Genomic DNA, 17,263 nt, shown 5'->3' on the forward strand with positions numbered 1-17,263 from the left:
TTTAAGCAGAAGCCCCCTATTGATTGCAATTTTTTAAGATAAACAGACAAACTTTACAGCTAGATTAAACATTTCTAATTATGAGTACTATTTTACAATAAGATCTAACCACACCATTCGATGATCTGAAGATGCATTTCTATCTTTAATTAATCGGTACAACTCACTATTCTTAGTTGGCCAAAATACGCCACCACCTTCAACACTTAAACCATATTCTGAAGGGAGCACATAGTCTGCCCTTGCAGCCCAATATGCAGTGTATGAAGCCGCAAAACGTTCAGAAAAACTACTTGCAGCGCCCTTACTGACAGGCGTAAAGCGACTATTTATGAGTGGATTATCCAGTAATTGATTGGTTGTTATTGGACGTTTTTTATCTCCCTCTGGTGCTGCGTTTAAATCACCAAGGATCACAAATCGAGAGTTTGGTTTAAGACCTCCTTTATTCCCTTTATCGTCATAAATGTAAGCTGCATTCTCAACATAATCTTTGATAAGCCTAACTTCATCATGATTTCGTTTCCCGTTTCGGTCTTCGTCACCATCAAAAACAGGAGGGGTTGGGTGAGACGCAAGTAAGTGAACTGTTTTACCTTTAACTGTAATCGGTAAGTCCCAAAATGATTTAGAACTCAGTCGCATCGCTTGCCACTCTTGTTCGTTATACCAGTTTTCACCCGTTTTAGGGTCTATAGGCATTTGAGCATTAGGCATATCTTTGTATTTAAACGTTTGCAGAGTGCGCGCTTTATCAAAATCAATGGGGTATCGCGAAAGCAATGCCATGCCATAGTGCCCTTCGAAAAAGCCAAAACCATACGCATCTCCTTGGACACCCTTTGCCTTACCATCGTTATCAAAATCAAAGGGTGATGCCAACCCCGTGTTTACAGGTGCTATGTATATATAAGGGTAATTAATCGCAGGCTGCTTGTTTTGGCTGACTTGTAAGTAGTGCTTTTTAAAGTACTCAATGCCTTTTGCTTTATCAACATAGTCAAATTCATTTAATAGCAAAATATCAGGTCTAATACGCTGAATAATTTCAGCGATATTCTTTATTTGTTGATGTTCGTTTTGCAATGCATTGACCAGCGCATCGGGGTTTATTTGTTTACCCCTTGGTGTGTAATTTGTTGCGTCCATACTTACATTAAATGTTGCAACCCGTATTGGTGTAGCAGCATCTGCGCTATTTGTGTAGCCCACTATCATTGAAGAGGCCGCTAACGCCATTACAACTCTATTAAGTTTCATTTAAATAAACCCATCTAAAATTAATAACAAAATAACCCCACTCACGATAATCCATAATACCGTGGCCATTATAAAAGGTTTAACGCCTGCCTGTCTTAATACAGATAAGGACAAGCCACTTCCAATAAGAAACAAGGTCACTACTAATACTTGTTTGGCAACACTATTTAATGTGGACCAAATCGATGAATAATCTGGTAGGTATGTATTGATAAGTGCAGCAGCTAAAAACCCAACTATAAATAAAGGAATACTGGCTTTTTCCTCAGAACGCCAGAATACACCTGCCATAGTTGTATAGGGAATAATCCACATTGCCCGTGTTAGTTTAACGGTGGTAGCAATACTTAATGCAACGGCACCATACGTAGCTGATGCTCCCACAACGCTACTGGTATCATGAATAGCAAGTGCTGCCCATAAGCCAAACTGCTCTTGACTTAAATTTAAATAATGACCGATCGTTGGAAACAATAATAAACCCACACCATTAAGTAAAAACACGACCCCTAAGGCAACGGCCACTTCATGATCCTTTGCTTTTATTACGGGTGCCATTGCCGCGATTGCACTGCCGCCACAAATGGCTGTACCAAATGAAATTAGCACCCCTGTATTACGGCTTAACTTAAATACCTGAGTGAGTATTTCACCCAAACCAATGATCGCAGTAATACTGACAATGGTTAAAACTATAGAGCTACGCCCAACCTCTATAACTTGATTAAAATCAACAGCAAACCCAAGACCAATCACGGCAGCTTTGAGTAACCATTTACTCGCTGATTGCGAAAATTCCGCATACGGGTTGCCGAATATTATGGCAAATGCAGCACCAATTACTAAGGCAACACCAGGCCCTATTAAAGGGGTAATACATAACCCGACTAGAATAAGATAGCTAAGTTTAATTAAATTACTTTTAACGGGCATAGTGTTCCAAAATACAGCGATATTTAATTTATTCGTGCTACTGCATTTAAGAGTGACATAAAGTTTTCATTAAAAAAAGAAAATGCGGTCATGTGCGTACGATTAGACTAAAAAAGGATGAAAGTCATGCAGATTTCGGGGCAAAATTGCAATTTTGAAGATTAAATACGGGTATTCTTAGGATAACAAAGTAGAAAATAGCCGAGATAAACTCGGCTTGAATAGATTAATTTAAAATCAATGCTGCACTGGTTTCAATGATACCAGGGTAATCGCTCTCTGGGAGAATTTCGGCTAATTCAGCAAGACGTTCGCCTAACTCATGCAAGCTAGATGCTGAGACATTAATATGCCCCATTTTACGTCCTGGTTTAGCTGTTTTACCGTACCAATGGCTTGTCACATCAGCAATATTTAAAACGGATGCTGGAATACTTGATTGGCCCAGAACATTAATCATCGCACTTATTTGCTTAAGCTTAGTGTTACCAAGTGGCAACCCTGCAACCGCACGCATGTGATTCTCAAATTGTGAACAATGGGTGCCTTGCTGAGTCCAATGTCCCGAATTATGCACGCGAGGCGCTAATTCGTTAACTAATAACTGACCATCAACATCAAAAAACTCAATGGCTAGCACACCAACATAATCAAGTTCATTCGCAATTTTGTTAAATGCGTCTTCCGCTTGCTTTTGAATGGTTGACTTCTCTTTACCAGCGATAGAAAGCGTAAGAACACCATTAGTATGTTGGTTTTCAGTTAACGGATAAATGGCCGTTTTACCGCTTTTATCACGGGCACCAATGATAGATACTTCGCGATCAAACGGGATCATTTTTTCAGCTATAATTGTATGCGGTGAATGCTCAGAACCTGATGCAATAAAATCAGCCATTTCTGACCAAATTTGATCAATCTGTTCGTCTGATTTTAATCGCCACTGCCCTTTACCATCATAACCTGCTTGACATGTTTTGATGACCAATGGCTTTCCTAGCATTGTTACAGCTTCAACAAGGTGTGCTTTTTCAGTGATCAGCTTATACGGCGCACACGCTACATCAGTTTTACTAAGCAATGCTTTTTCAATAGCTCGGTCGCCACCAGTTTTAATAGCAGCTTTACCCGGGTAAAATTTATTGCTTGCACAGCACAATGTAAGCACATCGTCAGGAATATGTTCAAACTCAGCTGTTATCGCATCAACCTGAGCTATCGTTTGTTCTAACGTTGTATCGTAAACTTCATTAGTTAAAGGGTGCACAATTTTTTTGCTACCTACATCATAAGCAACAACATTTAAATTAAGCGGTGCACCCGCTAAACTCATCATACGAGCTAATTGTCCGGCACCTAATATTAATATATTCATCTTACTCTGCTGGATTTGGGTTAGCTAAAATAGTCTCTGTTTGTTCTTTACGGAAAGCTTCAACCTTTGCAAAGATCTCAGGTTGTTGGCAACCTAAAATTTGCGCTGCTAGTAAACCTGCATTTGCAGCGCCAGCATCACCGATTGCTAATGTACCTACCGCAACACCTTTAGGCATTTGGCAAATTGAAAGCAGAGAATCAACACCATTTAATGTTTTTGATTTAACAGGCACACCCAGTACGGGTAATGATGTAAAAGCAGCAGCCATACCTGGTAAATGTGCTGCACCACCGGCACCCGCTATAATTACTTTAATACCACGGTCGCTTGCCGAACTTGCATAGTCAGCAAGTAATTGAGGAGTTCTGTGTGCTGAAACAACTTTAGTTTCGTACGCAATGCCAAATTTATCAAGCATAATTGCTGCGTGTTCCATAGTTGGCCAATCTGATTTGGAACCCATAATAATGCCAACAGTCATAAATACTCCTCAGTAAACTAATTTCGAACCAATAGCGGACTTTTGTCCTTATTTGAAGGCGGCTATTATACACGTATTAAAGATAAAATCGCGAAAAACAGCCAATAAAAAAGCCATGACATGCATGGCTTTAAAATTTCTACAAAAACGCGCTTTTACGCTTCTTTGCTTGCAAGGTACTCTGAATAAGTGCCTCTAAAATCAATAATCTCAGAGCCTTTGACTTCCCAAATACGTGTTGCAAGTGAAGATACAAATTGACGGTCATGTGATACAAACAGCAAGGTACCTTCGTACGCCTCAAGTGCTAAGTTAAGTGCCTCAATAGATTCCATATCCATGTGGTTAGTTGGTTCATCCATAAGTAATATGTTTGGCTTATGCATCATGATCTTACCAAACAACATACGACCTTGCTCACCACCCGATATAACTTTAACGGATTTTTTAATATCATTTTGCGAGAACAACATACGTCCTAAAAAGCTGCGAACTACTTGCTCGTCATCGCCTTCTTGTTGCCATTGCTCCATCCATTGGAATAAGTTCATGTCTTGCTCAAACTCATCGGCGTGATCTTGTGCGTAGTAGCCGATATTTGCATTTTCAGACCACTTGAATTCACCTTGTTTAGGTGCAAGACGCCCTGCTAGTGTGTTTAATAGTGTTGTTTTACCGACACCATTCTCACCGATAATAGCAATACGCTCACCTACTTCAACGAGCCCTTCAAGCCCAGTGAATAGCATTTCTTCAAAGCCTTGGCCTACATTGTTAAGCTCAAGTGCATTACGGAATAGTTGTTTTTCTTGCTCAAAACGGATAAACGGTGTTTGACGAGAAGATGCTTTAACCTCATCCAATTGTATTTTATCAATTTGCTTAGCGCGCGACGTTGCTTGTTTCGCTTTTGATGCGTTTGCTGAGAAACGTGATACAAATTGTTGCAGTTCAGCTATTTGACTTTTCTTCTTCGCATTTTCACTTAATAGGCGTTCACGTGCTTGCTCGGCTGCAAACATATACTCGTCATAATTACCTGGGTAAAGACGTAATTCACCGTAGTCTATATCGGCCATGTGGGTACATACAGAGTTTAAAAAGTGGCGGTCATGGGAAATAATGATCATGGTGCAATCACGTTGATTCAATACATCTTCAAGCCATTTAATGGTGTAAATATCCAAGTTATTGGTAGGCTCATCAAGCAACATAATATCTGGATCTGAAAATAAAACTTGGGCTAGCAAAACACGTAGTTTAAAACCCGGTGCAATTTCAGACATAGGGCCATAATGCTGGGCAGTATCAATACCTACACCCATTAACAACTCACCCGCTTTTGATTCAGCTGAATAACCATCCATTTCGGCAAATTCAGTTTCAAGATCGGCAACACGCATACCGTCTTCTTCACTCATTTCAGGCAAGCTATAGATACGGTCGCGTTCTTGTTTGATTTCCCATAGCTCTTTATGGCCCATGATCACAGTATCAACAACTGAGTATTCTTCATAAGCAAACTGGTCTTGGTTAAGTTTTGCAACTCGTTCATTAGGATCAGTACTAACATTACCAGAAGAAGGCTCAAGTTCACCACTTAAGATCTTCATAAAAGTTGATTTACCACAGCCATTCGCGCCGATTAAACCGTAACGGTTACCTTCGCCGAATTTTGCAGAAATGTTTTCAAATAATGGTTTAGCACCAAATTGCATGGTGATGTTAGCTGTACTAATAATAGCGCTACCCTCCAAGGGGAATTCAAGAAATTTAATTGGCGGGAGTTTAAACCAAAAGCAGTGTTTTTTCTATGAATTATTGGTTAAGTAAACTTATCAAAATGCTAATAATCCGCATAAAAGAGTGTTTAGGCATGCACGCATTAAAATTTCTTAATACTAATCGTTAATTAGACATTTGTTACCTGCTGAGTAGATAGCTAATACTGTGTTATTTCGTAAAGAGAAAGCTCAGCCCAAGATAAAAAACAAGCACCTAACGGCTTTAAAAAACTAAATAGAGCGTATAACAATTAAATTATTAATTTGGCCTTAATATTGTTTATTTCCTCTATGTATTTTTGATGATTTTTTTTCACTTTACGAACTTTGTACCTTTGTTACGCTTTCGCCCCTTATGACAACACACACATTTAAAAAAAGGTCACTCAATGAAAAAAGGACTATCGTCACTTATAACTATAGCAATACTAGGTTCAAGCAGTGTCAATGCGCTAGAAATATACAATGACTCTACTAACAAATTTACTGTAGGAGGATTTATTGATGCCAGAGTAATAAATACTCAAGGGCAGACGGAAATCGTAAATGGCGCATCTCGCATAAATTTTGACTTTAGTAGGCAAATCCAAGACGAATTGAAAGCAATTGCCGTGCTTGAATGGGGTGTAAACCCCGTAGGCAGTAGTGACATTATTTATAATAACCGCTTTGAGTCTATACAGGATGAATTTCTATATAACCGATTAGGTTATGTGGGCATTGTTCATGATAAGTATGGTCAATTGACGATCGGCAAACAATGGGGTGCTTGGTATGATGTTGTTTACAGTACTAATTACAGCTTAGTATGGGACGGTAATGCCGCAGGTGTCTACACTTACAATAAAGATGACGGTGCAATCAATGGCACGGGCCGCGGTGATAAACTACTGCAGTACAGAAATAGCTACGGTGATTTAAGTATTGCAGCGCAAGTCCAATTTAAAAATAATGATTTTTATACATGCGATATAGAAGCCATCTCTGAGTCAGAATGTGAAACGCTTTTTAACAATAACAGCAGTGTTGCGCAACAAGTAGAATACAACTCAACTTATGGTGCAGCCTTAACTTATGCATTAACAAATAAACTAAGCCTAACAGCAGGCATGAACCGGGGTGAATTTGAGATTGTGTACGCAAAAGATGGTAATACTCAAACAGTTGAAGATTTAATTTACGGCGTTGGTGTAACCTATGGCAACTTTGCTAATAAAGGCCTCTATGTTGCAGCAAATATCAATAAAAATAAAAATCACGATACAGATAACCTAGGCCGATTAATTAAAGACGCTGTGGGTTTAGAGTCAATGGTCTCTTATAGATACGATAACAATATACGAACATTTTTAGCTTATAACGTGTTTGATGCTGGTGACGATTATGTGATTCAACCTAATTTTAATGCTGATCCCAACGACACATTTAAACGCCAGTTTGCTGTCTTAGGGATTCATTACCTATTTACTGAAGACACCATTGTGTATATAGAAGCACGAAAAGATTTCAGTGATTTCTCAAGTGATGACAGTGAGCAAGAAAAACAAATGGCTCTATCAGAAGATGACGGGATTGCCATTGGTTTTAACTACACTTTATAAAACCAACTCATACCCAAGCCACCTCAAAGTGCAGAATTTAGCGTTTTATAGTGGCTTTAATCAAGGCATTACTTTGCAACTATGGCAATCCGTTTTAAGACGTAACCAACGATAAGATTAAGTGACTGCGAGGCGCCTAATTGATTGGTTTAAAAGCGGTTTATACTGCGTTATTGATTATAATAATTGAACGACTATTACTTGCAATCAATGACCTACTTAAATCGCTTTTAATTTCAACGACCTTCTCCCCTTGAGGTGGTTTGGGCATATAAAATATAGCTACCATTTATTCATACAGATTTGTTGTTATGATAAAAACACTACACGCCCCTCTACTCTTGAATTACTTTATTCGTTAAGAAGCTCTCCTATTGCTGAGCTACGTTTATAAATCAATGTATGATGTGTTCTTTTATTAATTAGTTATAAGCCCAAATATTATCTTGTTCTTGAACAAAACCGATACTAGAAAGTAGTTTCATCGAACGCTTGTTATGCAAATCAACGCGAGCATAGATTGAAGTAATTTTTTTATCCAACAACGTTTCAATGTGTTTGGCTGTAATTAAATAACTAAGCACTTCGTACATGTAGCCAAAAGACCAATAGCGAGTTGATAACTCAAAACCCAGCCACACACTTGTGTCTAGTACATCGTAAAAACCTACACTTCCCATTAACAATCGATCTTCATTATTGATAACGGCTAGACGAACACCTTGTTTATCATAATATCTAGCAATATCATTTTGAACCATTTGCTTTACGTCTTCCCTACTTAAAGGTAATTCGTAATCATTAAATTGTGCTACTTCCGGCTCATTTAAAACAGTAAGTAAAGAAGCCGTGTGTTTGTGTGTTATCAAACAAAGCGATACCCGCTTTAAGTTTATTGGGTTTAACATGTAAGCATTATTAAAGACTTTATAGAAAGCCATTATTACCTTAAGATACGAAGTCTTCAAGTAGAAAGGTAATTGTAATGAGTGAAGAGTTTAAAGTGATTCAGCCAACGACAACCGTTTATTGCCCTAAAAGAGGTGAAGGCTGGACACTAACAGGCATAACAAGCATTGAAGAGTTTACTTCTGTAATGTTTGATGGAGTAAGATACACCTTACCAGCTAGAGAAATTGTTGAACAATTGCTACCTAATCAGCTTGCTAGAGAAACTAAAAAATAAGTTTGCTAGTCTTGTTTCATTAATTCAGTTAGGAAAAATCAAGCTTTTCCTAACTGAATTAATATTACCTTTTCTTATAAATTAAATGTACACCGTTTAACTAAAAAGAAATCATCTTGATTGCTTTTTGCTAGGGATAACCCCAAACCAAAACGCCATTTCAAAGGCAAAACCCGCTATAATAAAAATAAACAAACCAGAAGTACTTCCATACGAATAACATGTAATAGCTGCAATTATTAGCACGGCTAAAATCAGCCATTTAGTAAATACGTTCATCCCTATCATCCTTATTTTTAAAAATATAATTTGAACTAATGCTTATCAGTCATTTCTTGGAACTTTACAAAGCGTCAGCTTAATTCATATAAATAACCCAGTAAAATACCAATAACAATAATAACCCATACTACCAATGTATAGGCACTTTACAAAGAAACAATATTTCAATCCATGAAACCAAAAAAAAGAAGTCACAAACGCTATTAATTAGTTTATCTATTAACGTAATGCTGCACTTTTTACTTTATTTTTTTTCAAATAGTTAACTTATCGCAGTAGCTCTCCAAATATGTGCCCAATAAATTATTCACTCTAATATTAATCACTGTTTCTATTGGTTTTATATTCTCAAAATACATAACTACAAAGTGTTTGGTTACTAACATTTATGTTCTGCATATTCTTTCGTAAATCGAATGAACAGCGGATTTAATGCAAATGTAAAATTTTTGTTGCCATAAATAGGACTAATGAGTACTTTAAACAAATAATTAGTTTTTACAACAGCATATAAGACTTAAGTACCAAATAAAATAAATATTTCAAATTTACACAGGAGATTTACCTTGCTTGATATTATCGCGCTTTTTATAAGTGTAAATCATTACAAAACGTTTAATGAAGCATCAGTAAAGTTAAATATTCCTTTACCCACTTTACAAAGAAAAATTAAAAAGCTTGAAGAAGAATTATCGTTAGCGCTGTTTTATCGTGAAAAAGGCAGTTTGCGATTAACAGAGCCTGGTAAGAGTTTTTATAGCCACTGCCTAACCCATGTAGAAGGTTTACAAAGTACTCTATGTAACTTTAAAAACTTTAGTGAAAATAAAATTAGTAAAATAAAACTAATAGCGCCGCAAAACTTTATAAAAAGTGCCTACTTTTCTGGCGTTATAAATCAATTCACACTACTTTATCCAAATATTAAGATTCACATGATGCTATCGGATGAACGGCTTGATTTAAAAGCCACCGAGTTTGATTTAGCAATCAGAATTGGAAAACTAGATAGCTCTCAAAATATATGTAAAGTCATAAACCAAATGAGCTTTGTTTTAGCTTGCTCATCGAGTTTAATTGAGCAATATGGCATACCAAGTAATTTTGACGATTTAGCTAAACTCCCCCACATATCGTGCTCGCCATTCGAAAACTGGTCGTTTAAAGCAAATAAAAATGAAAAGGTAATTTTTAAACCTCAACCCAATTTTATTTCTAACGATATAGAAATGTGTGCCTTAGCTGCTATTGAAGGCAGAGGTGTTTATTATGGCCCAAAATATTGTTTACTACCGCATATAAAAGACGAAAGCTTGGTTGAAGTATTAACGCAATTTAAACCCATTAAGCGAGATGTAAACCTGATATGGCCTGATAAATTAATTCCAAAAAGTACACGCTACCTAATCGATTTTTTAGAATACTCCCTCAAAGGGGTCAAAATGTAGACACCTCTCCAATTATGATTTTATTTTAGTTTTGTAATGCTTATGCAACTGATATTTTTGAAAGATCAACTTTCATTTAAGTCTCTATAAAAAATTAGCCAGTTCTTTAGAATCAAAATCTGTCCAAGGTTAGAACATTTAACTAGGCCTAATTTAAATATGATTTTAAAGGATATAACTTATGAAAAAAATAATACCCCTCTTGCTGTTGTCACACACAAGTATTATAAGTGCTAATACAACTGCCATTTATCCAGATCAACTTAAAAATGAAAGCTTAGGTGCTGGAGTTTGCTCAGCTGATAATAGACTAATTACAAAGGCTGAAGCGCAAACCTACAGAAACGAACTTACTAACAAAATGGGTAAGTGGCAAATAACGGGATTAGCTGATGGCTGGGTTATTATGGGCTCTGGCTACGCAGGTGAAATAAAACAAGGGCCTGCTGCAAATTCTTGGTGCTACCCTAACGATCCTATTAGTGAGATCCCTAAATTAAGCCCAGTAAAAGTAGCGCCTGGCAGTCAAAGCCAAATTGAATGGGACTTAGTAAACCAAAAAGAGAATTTTATAAAACCCCTTTCATACCTTGCTCACACAATGGGTTTTGCGTGGGTTGGAGGAAATCGTTCAGATTATGTGGGTGATGACATGGAGGTATCTAAAGCGGGCTCTGGATGGAAAATACAAGGTTACAATGGGGGCAGCTGTGAGGGTTATCGATGTGATGAAAAATCAGCCATTACTGTATCTAATTTTGAATATGTCATGGATAACGAGTCATATAAAATAACAGGTGATGTTGTTGCGGCCGACAAAGAACTAATTAAAACGTTAACAGTCCCTGCAGTGAATGACACGTCAGCAGCTCAAATGTCAGTCGTTACCATTGAATACGATGCAGCTACTAACTGGTCTAAAACAAATGACTACAGTATTTCTGAGTCAGTTACCTTATCCAATACATGGAAGTCCCCTTCTGTTACTGGCGGATCAGACACTTCGTTATCGGTTACCATAGCAGCAGAGCAAGCGTGGGGGACAAGTAATGGTGGCTCAGAAGCTGAACGTGTTGTTGTACAGGCAAGAACCAATGTACCAGCATTTACAAGGCTTAATACAAAGGTCGATTTGTTTAAATCATCAATATCGTATCCTTATTCATTCGATGCTGATATTACCTACGATCTTGCAATAAATGGCTTTATGCGTTGGGGAGGAAATGCTTTATTAAGCCACCCAGAAAACAGACCTAACGACACAGCTAATTTTGTAATTGGCCGTTGGGCAGGTCAGGATAAAAGCATTGAGTATCAATGGGAACACCGCTATATACCAGGTGAGAATAAAAAATGGGATTGGCCTTGGATGATAGAACAAACAAGCTTATCAACAATGCAATACTATCTAAGCCATGTTTTAAAGCCTAAAAAAACAACCCTAACAGGCCACTTTTATGCACAAAGCCAATTTGCTGGTAGCGTTTATTTTGGTGATGAAACCCCTCTTGTCACTAACCAAAGAAGTAAACGGAGTGTTTCAACTAGTGAGTACTCAAGTGCTGAGAAGTTGAAAAAAGAATTTGAAGATGCTGGTTTTAAAAATGTAGTTGTTAATATAGAAATGATTGATTTATAAATCCCCGTGGGCTCTTATTATGAGAGCCCTTTTTCAAAAATAAAACACAAAGTTTCATAGCCTACCTCCTCCTTTACTCATCATGTTATAAGATAAAACAAAAAGCTGAACTAGCATCACCTTTAGTTAATTTAGATATTATGCTTTGATGCATTACTAGAAATAACTTTTTAGTCTATTAGATAGATGTCAGCATAAAGTGGTTATAAACATAATAAGAGAACAACAATGACACAAAATAAAAACAGCGTTGTAATATTAAGTGCGGTACGAACTGCCATTGGCAGCTTTGGTGGTAGTCTTAAAGACTTTAGCCCTGCGGAGCTTGGCACACTGTGCGCAAAAGAAGCCCTAACTCGGTCTAAGCTTACCCCTGAACAAGTAGGTTCGTGTGTGGTAGGCAAAGTTATTCATAACGGCCCTAAAGACGCTTACCTATCAAGGGTCATTGGACTAGATGCTGGGTTACCTATAAGCAGCCACGCTGTAACACTTAATCGCTTATGTGGTTCAGGGCTTGAAGCAATCATACAAGCCGCACAACAAATACAATTAGGTGACGTTGATGCAGCCCTTGCTGGCGGAGCTGAAAGCATGAGTAGCTCTGCCTATACCCTCGAAAGTAATCGCTGGGGGCAAAAAATGGGTAATAGTACAATGGTTGATGAGCTCACCATAACCTTACAAGACCCATGGGATAATAACCCAATGGGGATAACTGCTGAAAACATCGCAGAAAAATTTTCAATTAGCCGTCAGCAACAAGACGAGTACGCAGCAAACAGCCATCATAAAGCTGCAAAAGCCATTGCTGCAGGTCATTTTAAAGAGCAGATTGTGCCAATAGAAATCAAGTCGCGGAAAGGGACGCACATTTTTGATACCGACGAACATGTTCGCGCCGATACCACAGCCGATAAGCTTGCAACTTTAAAACCCTACTTTAAAAAAGGTGGCACTGTTACCGCAGCAAGTTCATCAGGTATAAACGATGGTGCAGCCATGTTGGTACTTATGTCAGAGCAAAAGGCCAATGAGCAAGGCTTAAAACCGCTCGCTCGTTTAGTGGGTTATGCAAGAGCGGGCGTTGATCCTAGTTTAATGGGTATCGGCCCTATTCCTGCAGTACAGCAGGTATTTGAAAAAACGGGTTTAACACTTGACGATATAGATGTGATTGAGTCTAACGAGGCATTTGCAGTACAAGCTCTGTGTGTTGCTAATGAGTTACACTTTCCTGCGCATAAGGTAAACCCGAATGGCGGCGCAATTGCACTTGGTCACCCTGTTGGAGCAACCGGGGCTATCTTATCCACAAAATGCCTTTATGAACTTAAGCGAACTAACGGTAAATATGGATTAGTAACTATGTGCATTGGCGGCGGCCAGGGCATTGCGGCTATTTTTGAAGCACTTTGAACTTGCAATGTTCATAGTAGATTGACCAAAATAAGGCCTGTATTACATACGATGGCAACCAAAGCCGTCGTATAGTTTGGGTATATCAATTTGAATATACAACATGCCCTTCTTTAATGCTTTGTACTATTTTTATATCCTTAATAGTCAGTGGATCCACTTTTAAAGGGTTGTTACTTAAAATGACGAAATCCGCCAGCTTCCCCTCAGCGAGCGTACCTTTACTCGTTTCTTCAAAATATTGAATAGCAGCCCATTGTGTTAATGTTTTTAACCCTTCATAAGGTGTCAAACGTTGATCAGGCCCCAATACTTTACCCGATCGCGTAATACGATTAACCGTTGCATCGAGCACTCGCATTGAGTTTGGAAATGTCACAGGAGCATCATGGTGAGAAGTAATCGTTAAGCCTGCTTCAACTGCATCTCGTGATGGCGAAATATAATCTGCCCTTGGGTGCCCCAAAACAGACTCTACATGCCAATCACCCCAGTAAAAAGTGTGCATAGGAAACAACGACGGGAGGATCCCTAAATCGACCAAATCCGGGATTTGATCTTTACGTAAAGTCTGGCCGTGAATCATCACGCTACGGTGATCATCATACCCATAACTTTTTTTAGCCACTTTAATAGCTTTAATATATTGATCAATCGCGGCATCACCATTGGTGTGAGCAATAATCTGCCATTTGTTTTTAAACGCAGTGTTTATATGTTTAATCGCTATCTCATCACTCATGATAGGATAACCTTTATAGTCCAGCGGTTTACCCTCCGGTGGCGTATGATAATGTGATGATAACCAAGCTGTTTTTCCTTGTGGTGAGCCATCTAAAGTTAATTTAACCCCCCCTATTCGGTATCGATTAACATAACTGCGATCTGATTTATAAAATTCGGGCTTAACAGCTGACTTATTCCAGACGATGTCAGGGTATGAAACAACATCAATGAATAACGATTTATCACGAGCTGCTCTTTCTAATGCCGAAGTCGCATCCGCTGTGGTGCGGCCATCTTGAGCAGTTAAATATCCATTTTTAGCATACTCCACCTGAGCAAGCTCAATGGACCTCTGTTGTACTTCAGCATCGGATTTAGTGGCAACAATAGGCAGTAATAGATTAAAAAAAGCCGCTTCTTCAAGCACGCCATTAGGACTATTATCTGCCAAACGTCTAATTACACCGCCTTTAGGGTCTTTAGTATCCTTTGTGTAGCCACCTACTTCTAGAGCTTTTGAATTGACACTTGCTAGATGACCCGATTGATGCATTATAAGCACTGGGTATTTAGACGAAATTTTATCTAGAACATCTTTAGTTGGATGTTGTTTTTCGCTAAGCTGCGAATCGTCATACCCATTCGCTAACACCCAACCAAATTTTCCGATAATGAACTTCCCTTCAGCAGACTCCATCCACTTTTTGGTTGTTGTCACTAAACTATTAAAATTTGCACCGGGGCCATCGGGAGGGGGTAATAAATTTGCCAATTGCGCAATTAAACCCGTATTGTACATATGGCTATGGGCATCCAAAAAACCGGGTAAAAGTGTTTTCCCTTGAAGGTCTTTGTTTTGTAGATTGTCAAACTTTTCTCTGGCTTTCGCTAAGCTACCAAGGTAAACAATCCGCCCTTCTGACTCAACTAAAGCTTCCTCATAATGCGGCTTTTCTCCTTCCATAGTGAGAATATCTCCGCCGTAATATATAACCGGATCAGCTGCTAGCGCGCTTGTTCCAAAACAAAATAATACTGATGGTAATAAAAAACGTAATCGCTTTGTCATTTTATCTTCCCTGTAAATATAGCTGTATTAAATTTAGCACATGATGTTTTAAACAAAAACATAAAGTGACACCCATAATTAATATATTGAAATTGTGTCACATAATTTACTAATCTGCTCTGGAGCTTCTCATGACTATATAAAACAAGTTTCAGCCTTAACTAAGTAAATATCGTTGTAAAACTTAAATCTCACGCACAGAAATACCCGCTCTATGTAGTTAAAGTAATATTAGATAAGTTCGGCTCTATGCGAGTAGCTCTTAAAGTAACTGATGTTTGCCCGACCCTGCCAAGCACAAAAAGCGATTACTGAAATACTGGAACCAGCCTAATGCACTTCTACCGATTGATTTAGCCCACCATGTACAAAAGAAAGCAAATAGAATCAAAGTGAGTGCATTATCTTTGGCTGCTTTTTTTGAGCCTTTTATATCTGAATTGCTTGCGAAAGCCATTTGCTCGACGAAATCCAGCCTATTCTGAATCAGTTTAATAGGCTTAGCGTCACTATTTGCAAGTGCATTAAAACTTAAAAATAGTAACAATATCCAAATAAATTTCATGTCCATAATCTTCCTTCAAAACCTAACGCTCTTATTAATTAGCTTGAACATGATATCTATTTGTCATCTTTTTTAGAGTCTTCTTTTTTTTGCATACTAACCCCAAAAGCAATACCTAACGCTATTCCAACTGCCAACCCTACACCAATATTACCCATTGAAGCGCCAATAGCTAAGCCGACACCAACACCAAGCGCTATGCCAGCACCAACTTTATTTGATTTAGTTTTGTCTTTTTTATCTGATGACATTTTATAACTCCCGAGTGTGAATTGAGCCCAGCATTTTTAAAGCTAACTAAGGCATTGTTAAGCGTAACAATTATGGTTTTTATTACATGTTAGCAGCTTATTATATGCAAATTACTCTATATTGGTTTTATCATATGAACAGTTTCAGGCTTAAAACCTATATTTTGATAAAAGCTATCCGCTTTCTTATTATTTGCAAAGACCTCTAGATGTAACAACCTACAGCCTAAGTTTTTAGCCCACTTTTCACCCTGTTCAATTAAACGTTTACCTAAGCCCAAACCTTGCGATTTTGGTGATACGGCAAGAAGCGGTATAGTTCCACAAGTTTCACCTGAAATTCCATCCACATGTGTTCGTACATGAATAAAACCCAATGAAATATTATTGATCTCAGCGATAAAGGTGACGTTTGGTTTCGCTGTTTCTTGAAGCATTTTAGAAATGTAATCATTTTGCATTTTTTGAATAGCTTCGTCAGTATGCCAATCTAGCTGAGCAACTTCAGCTAAATGAGGCGAAAGTTCAAAAATAAATGGGTGATCACTTTTTTTCGCTTCCCTAATGACAACTAAATTTTCCATACGAACCTTTGAATAATACTCATAAATCTGAAGTGCATATAACGAACCTGTAGATTAACTCGTTTTAAATTTATATTAATTGATGCATTAACCATAGCCGAGTTGCTATTTTGGTTCAATCGGTTACTTCGATTTACATAAAATATAAAAAAGAGGGTTTGCTGTTGTTTGAATTGGCGTTTTGGAAGGTATCACAAGTGTTTAAGTGGCTTATTTGCAGTGGTACAAGATCCCCTTTTTTCTATTAACCCCTCATTTTGCAAAAAAGCATATTTTTACCTCTTTTAACGTGCTTAAAAATACAGAAAAAGCACAAACACCACCACCAATAAATGCAATTTGAAAGCTAGACAGCGACGAAAAACTAAATTGCTCAGAATACATGTATTGCCCTAATAACTGTGCAAAGGTAGCTACACCTAAAATAATCAACAATGGGCACACAACTAGCGTAAACCAAAACCAAATACATTTAATGTCTTTCATAATTAATGCCTTTCATAAAAACTTTCTTTTCCTTAATTTAACTTAGAGATTAATTAGCTAGTGAGCCACCAGCATTTTAAAAGCGATCATGGGGCTGGTATATAAACTTGATGTCTGAAGTCAAGAGTTTGATCCCTTTGATTCCTTTAATTGCTTGTATGGATAATAAAC

The 17,263-nt window shown here is 37.8% G+C and carries 16 protein-coding genes; 5 read left to right on the plus strand and 11 right to left on the minus strand.

Annotated features, from left to right (window positions below; translation table 11 throughout):
* Positions 1-87: 87 nt before the first annotated feature.
* From C7Y70_RS17870 to C7Y70_RS17890, 5 genes are all read right to left on the minus strand, one after another.
* The gene (locus C7Y70_RS17870; RefSeq protein ID WP_135476254.1) at positions 88-1,260 is read right to left on the minus strand and encodes an endonuclease/exonuclease/phosphatase family protein; all 1,173 of its coding nucleotides are present in this window, start codon (positions 1,258-1,260) and stop codon (positions 88-90) included.
* Complete coding sequence (locus C7Y70_RS17875) at positions 1,261-2,193, minus strand: putative sulfate exporter family transporter (protein ID WP_135476256.1); 933 nt, start codon at positions 2,191-2,193, stop codon at positions 1,261-1,263.
* Positions 2,194-2,419: 226 nt separating this feature from the next.
* Positions 2,420-3,568, minus strand: coding sequence for a 5-(carboxyamino)imidazole ribonucleotide synthase (locus tag C7Y70_RS17880; RefSeq protein WP_099293731.1), 1,149 nt, complete (start codon positions 3,566-3,568; stop codon positions 2,420-2,422).
* Position 3,569: 1 nt separating this feature from the next.
* Complete coding sequence (gene purE / locus C7Y70_RS17885) at positions 3,570-4,052, minus strand: 5-(carboxyamino)imidazole ribonucleotide mutase (protein WP_058558774.1); 483 nt, start codon at positions 4,050-4,052, stop codon at positions 3,570-3,572.
* A gap of 155 nt (positions 4,053-4,207) precedes the next feature.
* Entirely contained in the window at positions 4,208-5,794 is a 1,587-nt protein-coding gene (locus C7Y70_RS17890) for an ABC-F family ATPase (protein WP_099294355.1), read from the minus strand.
* A 431-nt stretch (positions 5,795-6,225) separates the two neighbouring features.
* On the opposite strand from C7Y70_RS17890, the gene C7Y70_RS17895 reads away from it, so the two are divergent.
* A complete protein-coding gene (locus tag C7Y70_RS17895; protein WP_135476258.1) occupies positions 6,226-7,437 on the plus strand; it encodes a porin in 1,212 nt (403 codons plus the stop codon).
* A gap of 422 nt (positions 7,438-7,859) precedes the next feature.
* Here C7Y70_RS17895 and C7Y70_RS17900 read toward each other — a convergent pair whose 3' ends face one another.
* Positions 7,860-8,378 (minus strand): GNAT family N-acetyltransferase, encoded by a 519-nt coding sequence (locus C7Y70_RS17900; RefSeq protein WP_135476260.1) that lies wholly within the window; start codon positions 8,376-8,378, stop codon positions 7,860-7,862.
* Positions 8,379-8,422: 44 nt separating this feature from the next.
* Here C7Y70_RS17900 and C7Y70_RS17905 point away from each other — a divergent pair, with 44 nt between their 5' ends.
* The 4 genes from C7Y70_RS17905 to bktB all read left to right on the plus strand — a co-directional run bounded on the left by C7Y70_RS17905 (position 8,423) and on the right by bktB (position 13,411).
* Entirely contained in the window at positions 8,423-8,623 is a 201-nt protein-coding gene (locus tag C7Y70_RS17905) for a hypothetical protein (protein WP_099293725.1), read from the plus strand.
* An 848-nt stretch (positions 8,624-9,471) separates the two neighbouring features.
* Entirely contained in the window at positions 9,472-10,353 is an 882-nt protein-coding gene (locus tag C7Y70_RS17910; protein ID WP_135476262.1) for a LysR family transcriptional regulator, read from the plus strand.
* Between the two features lie 181 nt (positions 10,354-10,534).
* Positions 10,535-11,992 carry an aerolysin family beta-barrel pore-forming toxin gene (locus C7Y70_RS17915; RefSeq protein WP_135476263.1) on the plus strand — a complete coding sequence of 486 codons (1,458 nt, stop codon included), beginning with the start codon at positions 10,535-10,537 and terminating at the stop codon, positions 11,990-11,992.
* A gap of 228 nt (positions 11,993-12,220) precedes the next feature.
* Positions 12,221-13,411, plus strand: coding sequence for a beta-ketothiolase BktB (gene bktB, locus C7Y70_RS17920; RefSeq protein WP_135476265.1), 1,191 nt, complete (start codon positions 12,221-12,223; stop codon positions 13,409-13,411).
* Between the two features lie 85 nt (positions 13,412-13,496).
* Here bktB and C7Y70_RS17925 read toward each other — a convergent pair whose 3' ends face one another.
* The 5 genes from C7Y70_RS17925 to C7Y70_RS17945 form a co-directional block, all read right to left on the minus strand.
* Positions 13,497-15,206: an amidohydrolase gene (locus tag C7Y70_RS17925; RefSeq protein WP_135476267.1), complete on the minus strand. Its 1,710-nt coding sequence runs from the start codon at positions 15,204-15,206 to the stop codon at positions 13,497-13,499.
* A 262-nt stretch (positions 15,207-15,468) separates the two neighbouring features.
* On the minus strand, positions 15,469-15,777 hold the full coding sequence (locus tag C7Y70_RS17930) for a hypothetical protein (protein WP_135476268.1): 309 nt from the start codon (positions 15,775-15,777) through the stop codon (positions 15,469-15,471).
* A 50-nt stretch (positions 15,778-15,827) separates the two neighbouring features.
* Positions 15,828-16,022, minus strand: coding sequence for a hypothetical protein (locus tag C7Y70_RS17935; RefSeq protein WP_099293713.1), 195 nt, complete (start codon positions 16,020-16,022; stop codon positions 15,828-15,830).
* A 116-nt stretch (positions 16,023-16,138) separates the two neighbouring features.
* Positions 16,139-16,606 carry a GNAT family N-acetyltransferase gene (locus tag C7Y70_RS17940; protein WP_135476270.1) on the minus strand — a complete coding sequence of 156 codons (468 nt, stop codon included), beginning with the start codon at positions 16,604-16,606 and terminating at the stop codon, positions 16,139-16,141.
* 252 nt (positions 16,607-16,858) lie between these two features.
* Positions 16,859-17,092, minus strand: a complete 234-nt coding sequence (locus C7Y70_RS17945) for a hypothetical protein (protein WP_135476272.1) — start codon at positions 17,090-17,092, stop codon at positions 16,859-16,861.
* Positions 17,093-17,263: the final 171 nt, after the last annotated feature.

It is taken from the genome of Pseudoalteromonas sp. KS88, assembly GCF_004766475.1.
Taxonomy (GTDB): Bacteria; Pseudomonadota; Gammaproteobacteria; order Enterobacterales; family Alteromonadaceae; genus Pseudoalteromonas.